The following is a 21416-nucleotide window of genomic DNA, read 5'->3' as shown; positions in this document are numbered from 1 at the left end:
ACCATACTGCAAAAACCGTGCCAACATATGTACATTAATTTTTAGAAACTACTTACATTTCCATTAAACCAGAGGTTTTAGAAGCAGCCGGGGAATATGAGAAAGCTCTTGATGCATATAAAAAATTCCATTCAACCGTCGAATCTGAAAACTCAAAAATATATTCACAAAAAACGACTGTCGCTCAAGAACTTCATGAAATAAAGATTAATCATCTTTATTCTATTCAACGTAAGAATATGCAAATCTGGTTAGGATTATGTGTACTTTTAATTCTCATTATCGTTATCTGTATTATTTATTACCAACTTCGTTTAGGAAAGATCAAGCGGATTATCTCAGAACAGGAACAGTCGCGACTCCAACTTGAAAACGAAAATCTGCAAAAACAGAACTCTGTTCTTGAACTCGAAAGACATAACGCACAGTTGGAGTGTGAAAAACAGAATCTCGCAACTGAAAATATGAAATTAAAGATATCTCAACTTGAATCTGACAAGCATAATGCGGAACTGGAAATTGAGAAGAAAAATCTTGCTGCGGAAAATATGCGGTTAAAGATTTCGCAACTTGAATCAGAGGGTGAGCATCTAAAAGAATTGCTGACTGAAGCGAAGCTGTCAAAACCGGTCTTGGACGCAATAAAGGAACGTAGCGATATTTTAAATGGTTTGTTAGCCGCTAAAATTTCGGATAATGATACTTACTCAAAACCATACGATATATGGATAAACCAAATCACAGAGGACCGGAAAAGTTTTATGAACTCCACTCGTCTTGCTTTTAGGGCTTCACATCCAGCTTTCATGAAATATCTAGAAGACCATGGTCTCACTGAGTCTGAATTGAACTATGTATGTTTATATGCTATAGGATTAAGGGGGAAAGAAATTGGTGAATATATCCAAATAAAACGGCACTACCATACCAGTACGGATATTCGTAAGAAACTTGGCCTCAAGGAAGATGATACAAATTTGGGGCTTCATATACGAAATCTTATGAAGAAACTATAGATTCTTTTTTACGAGAATATACAAAGTAAACTCCATAAAAACGACTTCTTATAATCAAGAGGTCGTTTTATTATTTGCCAACATAGCCAAGAAAGAGAGGATAATATATTCTTAATAAGATGTCTCTTAGCAAGATATATATCTTTTTGTAATCTTCATAATGGAATATTATATTCTCAATACCAACTGGCTTATATGTCGGTTAAAGAAGACATAAACGACACTCTTAATCAATTGGCGATTAGTGAATGGGCAACTTTAATCTCAAAATATTCGGAAAGGGATGTTACATCAGTGAGTTAAGCAAGATTTAATATACAAAAAGAATAATTCTTTTGTTGAACGAAAGATCAACAAACGGAGCAAAGTTCTTCTTAGATATTGTTTCTTGCAAAATATCCTACAGGAGCAGTTATTCTTTTCTCCATTCAAAAGAACGCCATGCAATTGATTTGTTACATTACTCTGCTTTGGTGTCAAAATAGGCAAAAATGGGTGGAGTGTCAAACTTTTGGATTTTATAAATATTAAAAACCACCCCCCCCATTTTATAATACATTGATATATAGCTAATTAAAAAGTTTGACCGTCAAACTTTTTCTCTTGTTTGCAAACTTTTCTCGATGTAATTTTGCGATACCAAATCAAAAAACAACAATGGTATGAAGAAATTAATGCTCATCATCGGGATAACAATTTCCCTTTTTACAATGTCTGCATACGCAGGTCAAACCCGTGCAGAAGTGTATAAATGGAATCACGAATCGATTATGAATGGCCGTGAAAGAACTCCGGTTCGCCTTCCAACAATAGACATAATCTATGACTCGGCTTCTCAAAGTATTGAAATTATTAGTTCAATGGATTGTGATGCAACAGTTGTCATATATGACATGAACGGCAACCTTATAGAATCATCAACTTCGTTGGATGATATACTGTATGTTTCAGGAGTCGACAATTCGGTATTTTATATCAGAATTGAATCAGATAACTGGTATGCCACAGCGACTATTATGGCCTAACTATACACCATACTGAAAATCTAAGACATTTATTATCAAGTAGAAAAGATTAGAGTCGACAATAATCCCACAGACCAGACTGTATAACAGGCGCGGAATCCGAAAAGTGACACGAGTAGGAGTATTATTTTCTTTAACGACAATGAAGAAAGAATTAATGTTTTCAGCCAAAGAGCTTTCTGTTTTAGAAGCTCTTGAAGTGAGAGGTGGTCAAGCAGAAGCTCAGACCATTCAGAATCAATGCCCCAATAATGCCACTGGCTGTGCATGTACAGTGGTTTTACAGCCATCCACAGGGCAACAGACACAACAGTCCTCCGGATTCTATCATGTATAATGTATCTACTGTAAGATCGGAGCTATGAACTAGCAATCAGGGGGCATTTTTGACAATCATCATTGAATATAATTGACATATTCAATAATTAAATTCGTCATCTGCCCTCTGATTTAAATCAATCAATATGAAGTCAAGCATATATAACTATATTATCACGGATGATGAATACTCCTATTGGTATAATGGGTTTTCTCATCAGTATTTCTTATTGCCTTTAGATTTAGGCAATAAAATAAAAGAAATACTAAAATCTCCAGCAGCCATATCTCAGCTGCCAAGAAAACTATATGACAAGTTGCAAGCTGGAGGCTTTATCGTTGAAGACGGAGTGAACGAATTGGAGCTTGTAATAAACGAGAACACTAAAGCAATCAATAAAAAAGACTATTATATGGTCATTCTACCAACACTTAATTGTAATTTTAAGTGCTGGTACTGCATTCAAGACCATATACCTTCTTTAATGACCGAGGAGGTAATATCATTAGTCAAAAGACATATAAAATACGTTATTGAGAATCTGGATCTTGATACTCTACATATTGAATGGTTTGGGGGTGAGCCTTTCCTTTACTTTGACAAAGTAATCAGACCCATTTCCGAATATGCGATTTCAATTTGTAACGAGGCTAAAATACCATTCTTTAATTCTGCGACTACAAATGGATTTTATTTGACAAGTAAAATTCTACCACAATTGGATAAATTGAAATTTAGACGATTTCAAATAACGATTGATGGAAACCGAGAATTTCATGATAAGGTAAAATTTCAAAAAGGATGTTCGTCTACATTCAATCATGTTCTTACCAATATAAACAATATATTGACGCAGAATAAGGATGTAGAAATGATTTTGCGAATAAATTACACTCATACGAATTTAACGTATAATATTGTAAATCAGGTAAATTCATTCATAACTCCAGCGAATCGTCAATCTGTTGTTATATCGCTAAAAAAGGTATGGCAGGAAGCTATAGACAAAAGTTCCTATGTGAATAGAGTTGAATTGCTAACTTTATTTGAAGAAAATGGTTATAAAGTGTCATGGTTTGATGCCGTTACAAACTTCATCCCATGCTATGCAAATAAAAAATACTATTGTGCTGTTAACTATAATGGCTCTACAGTAAAATGTACTGCATGTAATGATTTGTATGAGGATAAATCAAAAGGATATATTTCAGGAACAGGTCAAATTGAATGGATAAATGATTTTGATAAAAAATATTGTCAACCATCATTTAAAAATGAGAGATGTCTGAAATGTAAATATTTACCAGTGTGCATGGGAATATGCCCAAGAGATTTTGCACAAGGACACTCTTATTGCAAGATAGAAAATCAAGATATGGAATTTGAGCAGAGTTTGATTAATATGATTAAACACAACGTTCAGAATCAATAGAATTGCAGATTGTTATATAAAACCAATTTGTAGAATGGCTAAATTTAAATTTATTGCTCAACAAGACTCTATGGGCTGTGGCGTTGCATGCCTAAATATGATTTGCCGTTTTTATGGCAAAAAAATTGACATGCAACTTCTTGACAAATTATGTGCGCCTACCGTAGAGGGCGTCTCAATATTTGGCATGAGTAATGCTGCAAAACAAATTGGGTTTACTACATTTATAGGAAATGTGGATATTGAAGACTTGGATGATGAAAATCTTCCGGCTATTTTACATTGGAATCAGAATCATTTTGTAGTTCTATATAAAGTAAAGAATAAATCAAAATTTTATATTGCGGATCCCGCAAAAGGATTAATAAATTATGATATTCTTGAATTTGAAAATCATTGGAAATCTTCAGATTGCAGCGATTCTAATACTAAAGGAATAGCTATGTTTTTGGAACCCAATGAACAATTTATATGTGATTCTACTGCATATTCACCCAAAAAGCGATCATTTCGATTTCTATCGAATTATTTGATTCAGTACAAAAAATATTTTATTCAGATTATAGCTGGATTAATTCTTGGTTGTTTACTCCAGTTGATTTTTCCGTTTTTGACCCAAGCTATTGTAGACATTGGCATACGGAATAACGATATTAAATTTATCTGGCTTATTTTGTTAGGAGAGCTGATGATTGTGATTGGGCGCACAGCAACTGATTTCATTCGACGTTGGTTACTCCTTCATATATCTATCCGCATTAACATTTCTCTTGTAAGTGACTTTTTCATAAAGTTACTAAAATTACCCATGTCATTTTTCGACACTAAGCTTATGGGTGATCTTTTACAACGGATTGGAGACCACTCCCGCGTACAAAACTTCCTCACTGGACAAGTTCTTAACGTAATCTTCACATTTCTAAGTTTCATCATATTCGGTATCGTTCTGCTTATCTACAATCCTTTGATATTTGGAGTCTTTGCAACAGGTAGTGTTTTATATGGAGTTTGGATAACGTCTTTTCTAAAAAGACGTAAGGTTCTTGATTATGAACTGTTCGAGCAGCAGGCAAAGAATCAAAATAAAACTTATCAGTTCATCACATCTATGCAGGAGATCAAATTGCAGGATTGTGAACAACGTCGTCGATGGGAATGGGAAGATACTCAAGCAGACCTATTCACTGTACAGATGAAGTCGCTAAAACTTCAACAGACTCAGGAGGCTGGTTCAATCTTTTTAAACGAGGTCAAGAACATAATCATAACAGTATTAGCAGCCACAGCTGTAATCAATGGACAGATGACATTGGGAGCAATGCTCGCAATTCAATATATAATAGGACAACTCAACTCTCCAGTAGAGCAATTAATGTCTTTTATATACTCATTGCAGGATGTCAAAATTTCCCTTGAACGAATAAATGAAATACATGAAGGTAAGAATGAAGAGATTAATGAAAATCAAGTGTCCGAATTTAATACAGAAAAATCTCTAACACTGTCCAGTGTCAATTTCATGTATGATCCCCATGCCATTAAAAAGACCCTAACAGATGTTTCCTTTTATATTCCAGAAGGGAAAGTGACTGCAATTGTCGGTGCTTCAGGAAGTGGGAAGACCACGTTGATAAAGCTGATGCTTGGTTACTATCCGGTAATCTCAGGCTCGATTTCTATCGCAGGGAGAAACATAAGAGAATATAATATCAAATGGTGGCGACGTCATTGTGGAGTTGTAATGCAGGATGGTGTCATATTTTCAGAGTCAATTGCCCGAAACATAGCAGTCGATGACGGCGAGATTGCTGTGGAGCGACTTGAAGAATCAGCAAGGATTGCCAATATCCATGATTATATAATGAGTCTACCACTGAAATACAACACGATAATCGGACGCGATGGTGTAGGATTGAGTCAAGGTCAGAAACAACGTATATTGATTGCACGAGCTGTATATAAGAATCCTGATTTCATCTTTCTCGATGAAGCGACAAATGCCCTCGATGCAAAGAATGAGCGTGCCATTGTCGAAAATCTTGATGAGTTTTACAAAGGAAGAACTGTAGTTGTTGTTGCTCATCGTCTATCTACTGTCAAGAACGCAGATCAGATTATAGTCCTCGATGACGGAAAGGTCGTTGAATCTGGGAACCATGCAACTCTTATAAAGAGAAAAGGGGCATACTATAAACTCATTAAAAACCAGCTTGAATTAGGAAACTAAATTATAAACTCTAACCCCAATAATAAATATGAATCACCCAATATTTGTAAAAAGGATAATGGTATCTGTTTTTGTGCCTATGACAATCTTTTTATCATCGTATGCTCAGGAACATGCCGACACGTTAAAGACACAAGAGCTGAATGAAGTAGTTGTGCAAGCGCAGATGCAACGCACCTCGTCAGCAAAGTCAACATATACACCTACGGGTAAGCAGAAGAATGCGGCTCAAAATGCAGTGGATCTTCTCCGGCAGATGGCTATTCCCCAAATAAGGATAAATCCGATTGATGAGACCGTGACAGACAATGTCGGCGGCAACGTAGCCATTTACATCAACTTCCTTGAAGCCTCAAAAGAGGAAATGGAGGGACTGCGCACAGCGGATGTGAGGCGTGTGGAATATCTGGAATTTCCTACCGACCCTCGTTTTCGTGGAGCAGAGAGAGTAATCAATATCATAGTGCAGGAATACGCTTACGGCGGTTATACCAAAATCACAGCAAATGAAAATTTCCTTGTGGGTCTGTCGAGCCGTGTCAACTTCTTCTCGAAGTTCACTTACAAGAAGATGACATACGACCTGTATGCCGGTGCCAATAACTGGAACAACCATCATATTGGCAACACGACTGAGGGCATCTACCGTCTTACTGATAACGACGGTAAGGAATATTCCGTAACACGCAAGGAGACTCTTGAATCATCACACTATAAGCAGAATCAATATCCCGTTACTTTCCGCGCCACCTACAACAGCAACAAGATTCAGATACGCAATCTGCTTGCGTTTACAAACTTAGGCGTGCCAACCAATGAATATTCCGGCAAACTGGAGTATTCGCCAAATTCAGCTCAGGGATATTCTTTTGGCAGAAAGAATCCGAACCGTTCCAATTCTGTCGCTTATTCAGGAACATATTTCTTCGCTTTACCAAAGGAATTTTCGATTGATTTCTCGCCGTCGTTCAACTATACCCACGGCAATGACTATACCGATTACGCGGCATCATCTCAGCCCACGATATACCGCCATGCTAAAGAGGATGCTTACAACTATCGTCTGAATTTGTATATCCGAAAAAGTTTTGGGCAAAAACATTCCGTAATGTTAGGAGGCAATGGTGGTGACAACATCAACCGTCTTGAATACACCGACGACAACGGATATAGGGACAAATTCCATAACGCGTTTGCCGCAGGAATGGTCGGCTATAATTTCCAGACACAGAAAATATCAGTTAACCTTGATGCCGGTTTCGCATGGGAAAACAGCGATATAAATGGTAAGACGAACAGTGACACGTATCCGTTCACACACATAAATGTGCGATACGTCCCGAATCAGCGAAACAGTTTCTCCGCCTATTTCCAGTATGCTACAAACAGCCCCGGCATATCGGAGAAATCTTCAGATTTACTCCGAGAGAATGAACTTATGTATATTACCGGCAATCCATTATTGGACAATTGTAGACACACAACAGTAAACCTCGCATATACTTGGATGCCGTCAAATGCTTTCGGCATGAGTGCCTACGGACGCTATTTTGGTATGTATGACCGTCAGTTGCTTGTCTATACACCATATCAGGATGGGAAAGCCCTGTTACGGTCATATATCAACGACGGTGATTATCTCAACGGTGAGATTGGATTGGCTGCCAACTGGAAACTACTCAACGGAAAACTCCAGCTCTACGTCAATCCCAGTCAATCATTCTACAAATCAACCGGCATTTTCGACGATAACTGCAATTCGTTCCGGGTTACGGCTCAGGCAAGCTATTATCTCGACAGCTTCTATTTTCAAGCCTATTACGAGAGTCCTAAGAAAAGCATGTTTACTGCTTCTCCCCGGATAAATAAAGATCGGAATTTCCATAGTGTGACTTTCGGTTGGGCAAACGCCAATTGGAATCTGCGCGTAATGGCAGCCAACTTCTTCAATAAAGGCTGGGACGGTGCGACCAACACAACAGTTTCACCATATTATAACGAGCGTCAGACGATTATCGGCACATCATCACACCCTCGCATAAACTTCACAGCCACTTACACATTCGGCTATGGAAAGAAAGTACAACGCGGCAATGAAATAGGTGAACAGTCAGGCGCAGCCTCCGCAATCTTGAAATAACATTCATTGTATCGAAATTTAAGTACGGCAACAAAATCAATAACTTAATTATAATAAACCATATTGTTAACATTTTAAATCTTAGAAAGATGAAGAAATTTATTTTTCTTTTAGCGGGAGTGGCTATCTTGACAGCATGTCAGGATAATGTCATTCAGCCGGAGCAGGAAAATATACCGGCTGAGAATCCTCAAAACGTGCAGGAGGGTATGCAAAGAATTGTTGCATCATCTCCCGAAGAAATCGAACTGCTCATTGCCCAAATGGGCGATGGTATTCAACCTGCTAGTCGTGCCGTTTCATCGGCTACACTCTCAAACAATGAGGAGGCATTTGTTTCTCTGGTTGAGGCAAATCGTCAAAAAGTCATAGCATCGTTGACTCCTATTCAATTGGATTCAATAGCGAATGACGAAGAAGAGTTGGAGTTTTGTCCGTCAGACTCTGTAATTGCAGACATTCAGTTTGCACAACTTCTTAATGCCGATAGAGAAATTCAGGTTGGACAGACGGTTTACAAATATGTTCCCAATGGAGTTGCATATACTGATGTCTCCCATGCTGCTGATTTAAGATCTATCGAATCGGTAACATCTACTATTCAGGTTACTCCCGAAAATGAAGGACAGCCAATGAGGGTCGCATCAAATGTCGATTTCAGACCGATTCAGTACCAACTTGTTCAGTTTGAGGACCGACTTGTTGATGGTGGCGGTGGCGGTTACACCGGCGGAGGTTCAACCGGCGGAAATTCATCCGGTGGAGGATCATCAAATGGAGGTAATACAACAGGCACGTCTTCTTCTAATGGCATAACACTCAGCAACGGAACTGTAATACCTATGAATGACATTCGTGACATAAATTACTATGATAAAGGCGATGGCAACTGGCTTCATCGCACTTGGACTGGAATCTGGGGACGAAATGTAGTTGCTATTAAGAAATTCAATAAAAAGAAAAAACTTACTATGAATTTCTATGACCAAAATTACATTGTATATGCAAATATTGGGACTAAACTTAAAATGCAGAAAAAAGTCTGTGGTATTTGGTGGAATATCAAGGCTCAAGAAATGGTTCAAGGATGGGAAACAGTGACTATAAAATACACAATGCCACAGCCATCTCTACCTAAATTTACTAATCCGTTTAATAACAAGAACGAATATCCGACACATGCATGGAATCCGTTTCCTTACGGGAAAAATAACGTACTACTATTTACCATTCCTTATGTAAATTACGATTTCACAACCAATGATTTAAATAAGGCATTTAACGCTGGTTTGAATTTCGCATGGAACAAGGCAACCGGAATGGTAAAAGGGCTTATTAATAATGATAAAAGTCGAGCCGGACTCATGGCTTTTAACAATAAGGACACATATGTAATATATGGTCCGTATTCTGAAGGTCATACAAAAAAGAAATCAGTGGAAACTAAATTCTATGCAAAATGGTTCCCCGGCACTTATGAGTTCGGCTTCTCACTTGGATCAAGCATTAAGCTTGTAAAAGTTGCATTTAGTGGTAATGATGGTGTTGAGTTATACAGAGGTGTGGTATTTGGCGCCATTAAATACGATGGTAAATGGCTCGCCGCACGTATAACTAAGAATAGTGATAAATAGAAAACAACAACCGTTTAGTAGTCATATACTTTTTAGTATATGACTACTAAACCTTACTAACAATCAAATGAAAACTAAACGAAAGAACAATGATATAGAATTGCGCTCTGAGAAAGTACAAAAACTTTTAGGCGAAGTTCCATCCTCTCTTGTTAGATGGGGTACAGTTGTGATAGTAGCTATTTTCTTAATATTATTACTTGTTCTATGTTTTATGCCATATCCGTACTCAAACGGAGAAAGTATAATGTTACATCTTTTATCCAACTAATTGATATCAATATGAATAGAATCGTATATTATCTAATGGTCTTAGCATTGGTTATGCCAATAAGTGTAACCGCTTCTGAACTGTTGGTCCAACGATTTGAAGGAGAAATATTCGGAGGATTGACACTCCCTTTGGAATCCTATCATAGAAGTAATACTCAAATCAGTGGAGCCTTTGGTATTGAAGGTCGTTATAATTTCCCTAACACCAAATGGGACTGCGGTCTTATGATTGCCCTTTCCACAGCCAGACATGGATATAATCATCTCTATAGCGATAACTATGACAGGTGGCAAACTAATCGCACCCTTTCATTTGCCGCTTTAACTAACTATAATATTCGTCAAGGTCGAATTTTTAATCCATTTTTTGGATGTGCTTTAGGGGTTGCTTTCAATGATGTTGTCGGAGATAGATATTTTCCGTCAAAAGGTGTCTCTATGCTGTTTGCACCACGTGTTGGCGTTGAAATTATTAGGCACATAAGGATTACAGGACAGTTCAATATCTGCAGAAAGGGGTATAATAATTTTAGTATTGCAGTAGGTTTTGTCTTGGGCGGTCGACCAAAAAAAATTCATAAATAGAATGAAGAAGTTGCTATTATCCATTTTCGTTTTAGGCATTTGTTTTCTTGAACTCAAAGGAGATAATGTGCCTAATCGATTTTCCGCAAATGTCCATGGAGGTATTTATGCAAATGAGCAAGCTTGGATCATTGAGCCTGAAATGTTATGGCATTTTCATAAACTTTCGGGAATTTCTTTTGGCATCGAGCTTACCAGACAATATAACCAACCAAACCGACAAGCTATAATAGATGGACATGAGGCCGAATTAACGAATAATGAGCGAAATATAGGATGGATAGTTTTCAAGCCTGCCATTATACTCAGAACACCAGACTTATGGTTGAATACTTGTGATGATATGCATCTATGGTTACAAACATCAGCAGGAATCAGCCTTGCTTGCCCATTTAGCAACTCCCTTACATATGAAATTAGAGAATTTAATGGGAATATGGGGACAACTATTGCATATAGGGAATTTAAGAATAATGGTTTAAATTGGTTTTATTGGAATAGTAGATTTAATATTAACTTTTCCTTTGACCGATTCATTTTAGGTGTTGGTTATGGTATTTCCAACTTTGATTATTATTCCTGCAGGCGAAATGTAATATTGGGAAATAATATAAAATTCTATGTTCCTCGAAGAGAATTAAGCCATAGTATATTCATCTCCTTTGGATATAAGTTGTAGATATGTTTTTGAAAAGGTTTAAATTTAACAATGGCGGAATAAACATCCAATATTGATTTGGTGTGTAGAAAAGATTTAATAGCATTTCCAACAGCTCCCGGCGAGATGTCGGGAGCTGTTGTTAAAAGATATTATTATATAATGTTTAAAAGACTAAAGAATCAAAGCAATGAACAAGATTTTGATTGTAGATGCCTCCGTATCCGATAGCAGGGTCATGTCCAATCTTCTTATGAAGGCGGGATATGACCCAGTTTGTGTGGAGAGCTTCGAGAGCGGGAAAACGGAGGCGGCGAAGTTACCACCCGGCGCGGTCATCGTCACGGCAATGCGCCTTAACGACGGTACCGCGACGGATTTCATTGATTGGTTGAAACTGCACGGCATAAATCATCCTGCAATAGGAATCATTGACGGTTATAACGCTACACAGATACACGAGATTTTACGCGGACACAGGGCAATCGACATCATCCAATATAAGGCACTCGACAAAACGCTGGTTGAGACAGTTCAAAAGTACGCGGCCGAAAACACATTGACTACTCCGGAGAATCCGATATTTCCCCGTCAAAGCGAGGAATACCGTCTGATATTGGAAAAGGTAAGGAAGATAGCACGTACAAATCTCAACATCCTTATAGTCGGAGAAAACGGAGTCGGCAAGGAGCCGCTCGCGGAGGAAATCTACCGTCAGAGCGACCGAAAATACAAACCCTGCGCCATCATAGATGCCCTCGTCCTTCAGCACCAGTATTTCGATGCTGCGAGTATTTATGAGGACCTGAAACTGATGTTGAGGAAATCAATCGGAGGCACCCTCATCATCGACCATTTCCATTTCATTAGTCCCGATATACTGAATATCATATCAGAGATATTGAAGACCGAGAAATATGACATCCGATTCATCAGTATCGCAGACAAGAAACTGCATACCAATTCAGAGATAGTCAAGTTCGGTTCGTTTCTTCATTACAAACTGTCACAATACGTTATCACGCTACCGCCGTTAAGGGACACCCGTGACGACATCATCCCTTTGGCAGAGTTTTTCTTAGACCTGTATTCAGAGGAGCTCAAGCTGGAGATAACCGGGTTTGATAATCCGTCGAAAAAGAAACTGCTTGTCTATGATTGGCCGGGCAATATAAGGGAGCTGAAAAATGCCGTGAGGATAGCGGCAATCGAGGCAACCCAAGATGTGATAACAGCAAAGGATCTGGACTTTGACAATCCCGGAAACGGACCTCCTCCACGGTTCGCTCTAAGGGATGACGGTGACGAGAGGAACCGCATCATCGCTGCCTTGACACAAACGGGAGGTCGGCGCAAGGAAGCAGCGGACTTGCTGAAAATCAACCGTAATACCCTCCAGAACAAGATTAAGAAATACGGTATTGACATAAATTTCAAATAAGCGAATTGGTCAATCCGTGAAAAATTCGTAATTTTGCATTGAAAATGTAAATACAAATGACCGTAGAGTCGGTCATTACAATCTAATACATAACATAAGATTCTCTATAGTTCTGATGGAAATCTGGTAAATTGACATTGAACGACACTATAGGTACGAACTTATGCTATGCACTCGCATAGCGTACGTTTGCCTATATCGTTCACGGCATTACCAGAGCCGCCATTAGTATAGCGTAAAACGTGCGCTATTTTTATACTTTATCTTGCACAATCTTGCCTATTTTTTAGGCATCCGCCAATGGATTAGGCGTTTGCCGATTGAATCGCTTTTTTAACACACCGTTAAACAAATACCCTAATACGCATATTATCAACAACTTCCATATTTTAACATTCCTCAAATAATCCATCCGGTTTGTTTTATAGTTCTTATCACTGTGATTCTAAATAAAACATTAAAACAAACTATATGAAGCACTTAATACTTCTGCAATCATCATTCTTCGCCCACGTCAGGGAGGGGAGGCATGATCTTATGGGCATCTCGCTGTCGGAGTTTAAGGAAACCACAACAGCGATGTGTTATGCGCCGGATGTAATCTGGCATGATGTCCACTTCTCCCTATCCTACGTTCAGGAGGAACTGCAATTATTACTCCAGACGGTCGCCACTGAAATCTCCAAATTCATCCACCACGCAATCTCCTTTCTCGGTCGCATGATTGAGCATGTACGCCTGATGATAACCCATCCGCCGCTTCCGACCAAGAAAGACAACTCGGCACTGAGATCACTCGCCATAAAAGGGAAACTCAGCAAAGCCGACATAGTGCAGCTCGGCAGAGCAATACACGAGGCGGCATACAACAACACAGGCGTAAGCATATACGAAGTAATATCAGGACTCGCCGCTTTCTTCGGAATGGAGATAAGCGAGGCATATGCCCACACCTGCTATGCTGATATGAAATACCGCTCCAAGAAAAGCTATTCAGACTTCATCGACAAGCTCCGCGATGTGTTCCTCGCCAAGATAGAACGCGACATCGAAAAATCCGGGAAGTAACCGCTTGCTACATATATGAAACACACGACCCCGACATTGCTGCCGGGGTCGCCTTGTATATGGGGGGAGAATTTCTCACTTGTTGTTGAGCAGATGGCACAGCGCCGGGTCAGAGGCAATCCGCTGTTTTTCAGAACTGACAATCATCCTCACCTCCGCCTTGATGCGGTCGTAGTTGGCTTTGATACAAGCATCCATACAGTCGTTGCCCTCGTTGTCTACAAACTCATGGATTACGGGGATAGGCTTATAAACCTTTGTCTCAGCCGCCACGGTATCATTGTCAACCACAATCTCGGCGTGAAAGATTTTCTGGTCTATGCGCTCGTTGAAGTTATCGCATACAGCCCCTACAAACATTCCTTGCGTGAGCGTGGAGATTTTGCTCGCAGGTATTAGTGAATCCATCTGAGTGTTGAAAGAGGTTGATACATCATTCCTGTTAATCGAAATCGACTGCCGCTTCTGGAGAACCTTTCCGAAACGCTCAGAAAGCGTCTTGGCGGTGGAGCCTACCACCTGCCCGGAAAAGATATTGCCCACGGTATTCATCACCACTGCCGCCTCCGGCTTTCCATAGTCGCGCTCCAACTGGGAGAAATCCTGAAAGCCGAGACACACGGCAACCTTGTTGCTTCGCGCCGTGGCTATGAGATTGTCCAGCCCCTTGAAGTATATCGTGGGGAGCTCGTCAATTATCACTGAGGACTTTATCATCCCCTTCTTGTTGATCAGCTTCACGATGCGGGAATTGTACAGTCCGAGTGCCGCCCCGTAGATGTTCTGACGGTCGGGATTGTTGCCTATGCATAGTATTTTAGGAGCTTTCGGATTGTTGATGTCAAGTGTAAACTCGCTGTCTGACATAACCCAGTACAACTGAGGCGAAATCATGCGGGTAAGCGGGATTTTCGCCGATGCAATCTGCCCCATAAGCTGCTCCGCCGCGCCGCCCAGCCATGCGTCCATGAACGGCGAGAGATAGTTCTCCAGTTCAGGGTATGATGTAAGAATAGGAAAAATATCCTCATAAGGGCGACATAGGAACTCTATGGCATGGGGGAAGGTACAATATCTGCCATCCTCATACAGCCGGAGATACCAGATTATAGCCGCCAAGAGAATAATCGGAGACTCGACGAAGAAATCGCCCTGCTTCTGCACCCACGTTTTGTTAAGATTCAAGAGTATGGTGTATGCCGATTCGTATGCGTCCGATATATCGGTCATGAACGCCGGATGTATGGGGTTGCACCTGTGGCTGCGCCTCGGATCGTCAAAGTTTATGACATAGAATTTAGGCGCGACACCGTACTTCTCAATATACTTTCCTTTGTTACGGAGCATCTGGTTGTAGGCTATTATTGATAGGTCGGCATACTTGTAGTCATAGACATACATCGAATAGGCTTTGGCTATCTGCTGGCGGATAAAGCTGTTCACCACGGCATACGACTTGCCGGAGCCTGGAGTGCCGAGGACTATCGTGGCGCGAAACGGGTTCACTACATTCACCCAACCCTTGTTCCATCGCTTACGGTAGTAGAACTTAGTGGGCAGATTTACCGAATACTCGTTGTCCAAAAGCTCCGTTTCCTGTTGGAAAGATTCGTTCTCGTTGTTGAAGCGGTCGTCCATCATGTTGTTCTTCAACATTCGGCTCATATACACTCCTCCGATAAGCATAAGGATGTAGCCTATGACGGTTGTGAATATGTAGCACAGGTGCCAGCCGATACCCGGCATCCACCAGTTTAGAAAGAAAAGTGCCGCTCCTGCCGAGAGAAAAATCCAGATATGGATCCATTGTATTTTCTCGTTCTTCACGCCCTTTGTGCCGAAGCATGAGAGGCTGAGGAACAGGAGCGTCCACCATTTAGAATTCCACGGAGAGCTGAACAGTCCGCTTTCATTGAAATTTCGGAGAACCTTCATCGTCTCCGGGTCAAACCGCCAGTTACCGATAAGGTCATGGCAGAACCAATAGATATTAGCAACCACAAGGATTATGCTCAGACCGCGGAGCAGGTCCATAATCTTAGCCAATGCCCTGAGATCATCTTCTTGTTGTGACATTTTGTTTGGGTGTTAATGGTTTTACAATTTGGGGCCGCGACGCTTTTTCTTCTTGCGCCGCTGCATCTCGCGGTAGAAGGCTTCTTCCTCGGCGTTGAAGCCGGGCCCAACTTGGAAAAGGTCAAGACCGGGAAGCGTCGGGGCATTGTCATAGTCGTTGGGGCTTTGCGGCCTGTAACTCTGCGACTGCGCTGAATCGGAGGCATGAGGCGGCGTTTCATCATGTTCCGGCTGTCGTGAGGTATCGGTTTGTGACTGCCGCGTATCCTCAGTTGCTGTGTTATCTGCTTGTGGCCGCTGAATTTCGGCAATCGGCTGCGCCGGCTGCTGTTCCTGACTGTTGAATCTGTTTTCCAAAGCGTTTGCAGAGAACTCCTTGCCAAGACGGGAACCGTTCAACACGGCGAGGTTGTTATGGTCTATGAATGTGACACCATAAATCCTGCCCTCGTCGGTATAGCGGAACACCACATCAATCCTCGCCTCTTTAAGACGAGATATGAAATCATCCTTGCCGGTGCAGGCGGCAAGCACAGGAGCAACTATCGCCCTTGTCTTCTTCGGGTCCACCTTTTCTTTCGCCCGGAGAAACCTCTGCTCGATGGCATCACGTCCGGCGAACTTGCCGAGACGGGAGGATTTGAAAGGTGTCGCAATTGTCGCGCCGCTGTCATCGGTGGCGAAATAGACAAGCCCGTGGTACTCGCGTCCGTTTACCTTTCCGTCGGTCGGCTCACACCTCACATTATATAATGAGAGAATTGCGTTGTACTCGCCGATGGTCTGGAACCTGTAGCGCATACCTACCATCTTCACCGTGTTGGCAAGCTGCCGCTTGATGTCGCCTGAAGGGTTTATTTTCCTTATCGGCATATCCGGGGTGATTTTCTGCCGTTCGGATGAGCGCAGATTGTATTTCTTCTCCAGATCGCGGCATATATCCTTGCTGCGGTAGAAGTTATTTTTGTCAGACACACATCTTCCGTCGGTATCGACTCGGAGCGCTACGATATGTATATGGTGGCGGTCTATGTCCATGTGCTTATAAACCATATAAGGCATATCGCCGAAGCCCATCCTTTCCATATACTCGCGGGCGAGTTCGGTGTATTCCACATCGCTCAAACGGTCGTCGGGATGCGGATTGAGGGAGATATGCACCATCGGCCGCTCCGTGCGCGTGGAGGTTGGCATCCAGCTTCTGAAATCCTGATAGGCGCGGTTGATGTTTACCTTTCCCGTGCCATCGTTGTAGATCTTGTTTGTGGCAAGCAGCCTGCCGTTCTCCTTGTTGATTTTCTCCCCGTTGTAGCAGAGCGCACGATACAGCGAGTTACCTAACGATATTTTTGCAACCATTCGGCATCGAATTTTTCGGCGAGTTCAACGATGCGGTGGCTCACTTTCACAAGCTCGCCTGTCACTTTGACAAGCTCACGGAGCATGGCGGACGAGCGAGAGGATGTGTTGTGGCCCTCCAGTTCTCTTACCGCACGGTCGTAGGTTATTCCGATGGTGCGGTACATTGCGTTGAAGTCGGAAAGCCTGTCGATGAAGATTCTGGAGTTCTCATCAACATAGAATACCTTGAACGGCTTTCCGAAAAGCTGCAATTTGATGAAGGCGGACAATGATTCCACCCCCGATTTCTCGTGCATCGCCTGAAGCTGCGACTGCTCCACGGCGTTGAAGTTGACCGAACAGCGGTACACCGTAGGATCAAGTTTGGGATGCCTCCCTGCGTTTCTGTAATTTTTCTGATTCATAAAATTTGGAGATTTTAGTGACTTGTGCCGGAAACAGGCCTGTGTGCACCGCAGGTTCCAAGTTCAGGGGAGTGCGACTTCGGAGCGGCTCCCCCCGGTGTCAACCGCAAGGGTGTTGTGCTGCAATTTTAATTGTTTGCAGCGGAACACATACCTTGCAGGTTTCATGTGAAACTCCCTTTGCCTAAAAAATCGGCTTTCAATCGACAGCATAGGAATCGGTGCCGGTCATTACCGAAAAATATGCCTTGCGTGTTGCTGAAAACAGCCGGATTTCCATGTCCGGGGATATGCGGATATACAGGTATGTTCCCGACACTGCAAAGTTACAGCCAATTTTGCGTCCGCACACCATACCCGGATTAGTCACAATCAGTCAACCATTAGTCAACATACTCCACAACCCTCGGATTGTTAGGAAATTAGAAAATTTGAGCGTTACTTTGCAGAGGAATTGATGGAAAAACGGACTGATGAGCCGGTCAATTCAAAGGCTCATAAAACGGTTGATTCATTCCCTCATCGAACATTGAATTTATTAAGGAAGCCACGGGTTAAGGCATCGTCTGATTGAAGAATCAGGCAACGGACAAATGCAGTGGTGAATTGCCGGAACAATCAATTTCCGGATTGAAGAATTTTCAAATCCATCGGCAAATTCATCAATGAGTATCTGTAACACGATAGATTTATAGACAACCCCCTATGGCTTCCACACAAGGAGATTTCTCTCGGATATAAGACCGGTCAGCTCACAAGAGATGAATCCCTTTCCATGCTATGCGGAATACAGGCCGACAGCGAAATGTAGCAATCAGTGCTCCCCCCAGACAACAAATTTTCTAACAGTTAAATCATTTTTGAATGGCAAAACCACTCTATGTGGCTGTCTCCACTCAAAAAGGTGGAGCCGGCAAAACGACACTTACGGCGGTACTGGCAAGCTACCTCTATTTCATCAGGGGAATAGACCTAATCGCCATCGACTGCGACTATCCGCAGAACAATCTCGCAGACCTGCGTGACCGTGACTTTATTCTCGCCGAAAAGAGCAGGAAGGTGAACGAGATAGTTTTCCGCACTTGGAAGGCGCGAAACGGCTGTGCATACGACATCGTGAGGTCAACCCCGGAGGATGCCCTCGCCGTGGCGGAGTCATACGCCGCCATGGAGAACCCTCCGCGTATCATTTTCTTCGACTTGCCAGGAACGGTGAACAACAACTATGTGATAAACACAATCTCGCAGATGGATTATGTGTTCTGCCCGATAACCACCGACCCTATGGTTATGGAGACCTCGGTAGCCTTCGCGAACATAGTCCACAACACGCTCATCACGACCGCGAAGTCGAAAATCAAGGGCTTTTATATGCTCTGGAACAAGGTGCCCACCCGTGAGCGTAGCGATCTGCAATGCCTTTGCGAGCAGTTCATCGGCACTCTGGGCATACCCGTAATGGAAACGGTGCTTCCAGACAGCACCAAGTTCCGCAAGGAGGGTCAGGGTGAAAAGCGGTTCAGCGTGTTCCGTTCGACCATACTGCCACCTGACAAGGCATCCCTGAAAGGGAGCGGCATAGAAGAGGTGGTGAATGAAATAATGGGCATAATGGGGATCTGACTATGGCTTTGGACGAGAAAGAAATCAATGAACAAGGAGAACAGTTCCTCCATGCGCTGCGCCCCAAGCCGACCCCGCCCGCCTCCACACCAAAGCCGGAGAAAGAGCCGCGTGAGGATAAAAACAAGGAGAAAGCAAAGTCTTCATCCAATGGCGACGAGGAGCGGTATATGGACACCTATATCCGCAATAAAAGCCTCAATTTCCGCAAGGGACCGGGGCAAGCGCTTATCCACAAGGATATACACACGGTTCTCAACCGCATCGTGAGCATAATCGGCGACAACGAGATAAGCGTGTCGCAGTATGTGAACAATGTGCTGGCAAGACATCTGGAAGAATATTCCGGACTGATAACAAGATTACTAACAGAAAAATTCAAGGCAGAAATATGAATAAAAAAGTCAATGCGGATGATGTGACAGCATACTGCGATGCTTTCCTTGCACCTTGCCGCATACCGGGAGGCGGTCGTCAGGTACGCATCTCGGACAAGACCGCAAGGCAAATCTCGCTGATCATACATCTATCGGGCGTAGAGACTGCTACAATCGGCGGTTTTGTGGAGAATGTCATAAGCCGGCATCTTTCCACCCATGAGGATGTGGTGAAGGCTATGCTGACAAATCCGCCCGTATTAAAAATCCCCAAACAGTAACTCAAACTCAAACACTATGTTTTTCAATAACAAAAAGAAAAAGACACCAAAGAAAATTTCGTTCACAGGCACAGCCGTGGTGGACGGACAGCCGGAAAGCCCGGACACGAAGGCAGAGGCCCGGTATCTCGACCGCTTCCTGTCGCGCAACCGAATAGAAGCGCCGCGCAAAGGGATATTCGTCAACCGCGAACTCGTACACCGTATAGCCAAATACGCCGCTGTGATGGGTCAGGGGGAAGCGTCCATCGGCGCGTATGTCGAGGAAATCATACTGGAGCATCTGGAGCGCAACGCCGCGACAATCAAGTCTTTGTTCAACGCAAGCCCCCTCACCCGCCTATGAAGTCACTGCTGGTGCTCATTCTTATCACGAATATCGTGATAATCTGGATATTCTTTATCCGGGGTAACGTGAAGTTCAACATTGACAGGGAGAAGGACGGAGTGCGGGCGGAAATGGAGATTAAAGCCGATTCTCCAACGGAAACGCCCGACAATGAGGATGCGCTTGTTACCAAATCCACCATCCATATCTCTGAAATCCGCGCTGCGGTGGCCGATATGCTTCCGGGCATGGTAAGGAACGAGGTGCATGAGGCCCTTCAGGAAAAGGACACGGAGTTTGATGACGACTATAATGCACGTCACACACCGGACACAGCATCCACATCCCGATTCACTGCTGTCAAGGATGTCAACAAGGCATTTGAGGACAACCGTACTGAAGGACCCGCCGAGGGTCAGGAGGCTGCCCCGGCGGAGGATGACGAGAGCATCCCGGCTTTTGACGAGCTTGACCGTAACCTGAAAACGCTGAAGGATGGCAATGCAACCGAACAGGAAAAGAGCAACGCTGTCGGAGCCATGCTGAGCGTTGACGGAACAAATCTTGTGATGTCGCTCCCGGAACCGTTGCACTCCAATTTCATCAACCTTATTGCTGACTACACCGCCAAACAGATTGACGGCGAGGAAACAAAGGTATCGGAATCTAAATCCGAAAAGCCGAAACCTAAGCCGAAGCCAAAGAAGGCAAAGGAATTGCCGGACAGCATCGACGACTTCCGCATCAGCGACTACAAGAAATAACCCACTAAAAATCCCAACAACTGAATCAAAACCCGTGACGGGGAACTATCCAATCCCCCGCACACAAAACAAAAAAGATTTTATGATTAAAAGAAAACTTTTCACCCTGCTGCTTATAGCGGCAACAGTATCAAACTCATTCGCTGCCGGCAACGGCATGGCAGGTATCAACGAGGCCACCTCTATGGTGAGTTCTTATTTCGACCCAGGGACGAAATTGGTGTACGCCATCGGCGCGGTGGTCGGACTCATCGGCGGTATCAAGGTCTATTCCAAGTGGTCGTCAGGCGATCCTGACACAAGCAAGACCGCCGCTTCGTGGTTCGGTGCCTGTATCTTCCTAATTGTGGCCGCTACCATTCTCCGCTCATTCTTCCTCTAAC

21 protein-coding genes are annotated in these 21416 nt (G+C 42.7%); 17 read left to right on the top strand and 4 right to left on the bottom strand.

All coding sequences use genetic code 11. From position 1 onward, the window contains the following. Window positions 1–239: 239 nt before the first annotated feature. The 11 genes from E5331_RS15670 (at window position 240) to E5331_RS15615 (ending at window position 13818) form a co-directional block, all read left to right on the top strand. Window positions 240–1016, top strand: coding sequence for a hypothetical protein (locus E5331_RS15670; protein WP_135986208.1), 777 nt, complete (start codon window positions 240–242; stop codon window positions 1014–1016). A 662-nt stretch (window positions 1017–1678) separates the two neighbouring features. Further along, window positions 1679–2041: a hypothetical protein gene (locus tag E5331_RS15665; RefSeq protein WP_135986210.1), complete on the top strand. Its 363-nt coding sequence runs from the start codon at window positions 1679–1681 to the stop codon at window positions 2039–2041. A 142-nt stretch (window positions 2042–2183) separates the two neighbouring features. Next, entirely contained in the window at window positions 2184–2378 is a 195-nt protein-coding gene (locus E5331_RS15660) for a hypothetical protein (RefSeq protein ID WP_135986212.1), read from the top strand. A gap of 127 nt (window positions 2379–2505) precedes the next feature. After that, window positions 2506–3792 (top strand): radical SAM protein, encoded by a 1287-nt coding sequence (locus E5331_RS15655; protein ID WP_135986214.1) that lies wholly within the window; start codon window positions 2506–2508, stop codon window positions 3790–3792. A 34-nt stretch (window positions 3793–3826) separates the two neighbouring features. Next, window positions 3827–6019 carry a peptidase domain-containing ABC transporter gene (locus E5331_RS15650; protein WP_135986216.1) on the top strand — a complete coding sequence of 731 codons (2193 nt, stop codon included), beginning with the start codon at window positions 3827–3829 and terminating at the stop codon, window positions 6017–6019. A gap of 28 nt (window positions 6020–6047) precedes the next feature. Next, window positions 6048–8159 (top strand): TonB-dependent receptor, encoded by a 2112-nt coding sequence (locus tag E5331_RS15645; RefSeq protein ID WP_136503255.1) that lies wholly within the window; start codon window positions 6048–6050, stop codon window positions 8157–8159. An 89-nt stretch (window positions 8160–8248) separates the two neighbouring features. Next, the gene (locus tag E5331_RS15640) at window positions 8249–9793 is read left to right on the top strand and encodes a hypothetical protein (RefSeq protein ID WP_135986220.1); all 1545 of its coding nucleotides are present in this window, start codon (window positions 8249–8251) and stop codon (window positions 9791–9793) included. Window positions 9794–10075: 282 nt separating this feature from the next. Next, window positions 10076–10651 carry a hypothetical protein gene (locus E5331_RS15630; protein ID WP_135986223.1) on the top strand — a complete coding sequence of 192 codons (576 nt, stop codon included), beginning with the start codon at window positions 10076–10078 and terminating at the stop codon, window positions 10649–10651. Window position 10652: 1 nt separating this feature from the next. Beyond that, the gene (locus tag E5331_RS15625) at window positions 10653–11330 is read left to right on the top strand and encodes a hypothetical protein (RefSeq protein WP_135986225.1); all 678 of its coding nucleotides are present in this window, start codon (window positions 10653–10655) and stop codon (window positions 11328–11330) included. 169 nt (window positions 11331–11499) lie between these two features. Beyond that, complete coding sequence (locus E5331_RS15620) at window positions 11500–12750, top strand: sigma-54-dependent transcriptional regulator (protein ID WP_135986227.1); 1251 nt, start codon at window positions 11500–11502, stop codon at window positions 12748–12750. A gap of 471 nt (window positions 12751–13221) precedes the next feature. Further along, window positions 13222–13818, top strand: a complete 597-nt coding sequence (locus E5331_RS15615; protein WP_135986229.1) for an RteC domain-containing protein — start codon at window positions 13222–13224, stop codon at window positions 13816–13818. 75 nt (window positions 13819–13893) lie between these two features. On the opposite strand, the gene mobC is transcribed toward E5331_RS15615, so the two are convergent. The 4 genes from mobC to E5331_RS20470 form a co-directional block, all read right to left on the bottom strand. Then, window positions 13894–15894, bottom strand: a complete 2001-nt coding sequence (gene mobC / locus E5331_RS15610) for a conjugal transfer protein MobC (protein ID WP_135986230.1) — start codon at window positions 15892–15894, stop codon at window positions 13894–13896. Window positions 15895–15915: 21 nt separating this feature from the next. Next, entirely contained in the window at window positions 15916–17253 is a 1338-nt protein-coding gene (mobB, locus tag E5331_RS15605) for a conjugal transfer protein MobB (protein ID WP_135986232.1), read from the bottom strand. Next, a complete protein-coding gene (locus E5331_RS15600) occupies window positions 17232–17660 on the bottom strand; it encodes a plasmid mobilization protein (protein ID WP_135986234.1) in 429 nt (142 codons plus the stop codon). Before E5331_RS15600 ends, mobB begins: the two co-directional genes overlap by 22 nt. A 199-nt stretch (window positions 17661–17859) precedes the next feature. Then, on the bottom strand, window positions 17860–18030 hold the full coding sequence (locus E5331_RS20470) for a hypothetical protein (protein ID WP_168355269.1): 171 nt from the start codon (window positions 18028–18030) through the stop codon (window positions 17860–17862). A 494-nt stretch (window positions 18031–18524) separates the two neighbouring features. Between E5331_RS20470 and E5331_RS15595 the strand changes: the two genes are divergently transcribed. From E5331_RS15595 to E5331_RS15570, 6 genes are all read left to right on the top strand, one after another. Continuing rightward, on the top strand, window positions 18525–19283 hold the full coding sequence (locus E5331_RS15595) for a ParA family protein (RefSeq protein ID WP_135986236.1): 759 nt from the start codon (window positions 18525–18527) through the stop codon (window positions 19281–19283). Between the two features lie 2 nt (window positions 19284–19285). Further along, window positions 19286–19678, top strand: a complete 393-nt coding sequence (locus tag E5331_RS15590) for a DUF3408 domain-containing protein (RefSeq protein WP_135986237.1) — start codon at window positions 19286–19288, stop codon at window positions 19676–19678. Next, a complete protein-coding gene (locus E5331_RS15585) occupies window positions 19675–19941 on the top strand; it encodes a DUF3408 domain-containing protein (RefSeq protein WP_135986239.1) in 267 nt (88 codons plus the stop codon). Before E5331_RS15590 ends, E5331_RS15585 begins: the two co-directional genes overlap by 4 nt. A gap of 16 nt (window positions 19942–19957) precedes the next feature. Continuing rightward, window positions 19958–20287: a DUF3408 domain-containing protein gene (locus E5331_RS15580; RefSeq protein WP_135986241.1), complete on the top strand. Its 330-nt coding sequence runs from the start codon at window positions 19958–19960 to the stop codon at window positions 20285–20287. Continuing rightward, entirely contained in the window at window positions 20284–21033 is a 750-nt protein-coding gene (locus tag E5331_RS15575) for a hypothetical protein (protein ID WP_135986242.1), read from the top strand. Before E5331_RS15580 ends, E5331_RS15575 begins: the two co-directional genes overlap by 4 nt. A gap of 82 nt (window positions 21034–21115) precedes the next feature. Further along, window positions 21116–21415, top strand: a complete 300-nt coding sequence (locus tag E5331_RS15570) for a DUF4134 domain-containing protein (protein WP_135986244.1) — start codon at window positions 21116–21118, stop codon at window positions 21413–21415. Window position 21416: the final 1 nt, after the last annotated feature.

Source organism: Lepagella muris (assembly GCF_004793975.1).
Lineage (GTDB): Bacteria > Bacteroidota > Bacteroidia > Bacteroidales > Muribaculaceae > Lepagella > Lepagella muris.
The sequence above is the reverse complement of the archived record's forward strand: the minus strand, read 5'-3'. Positions and strand labels throughout refer to the sequence as shown.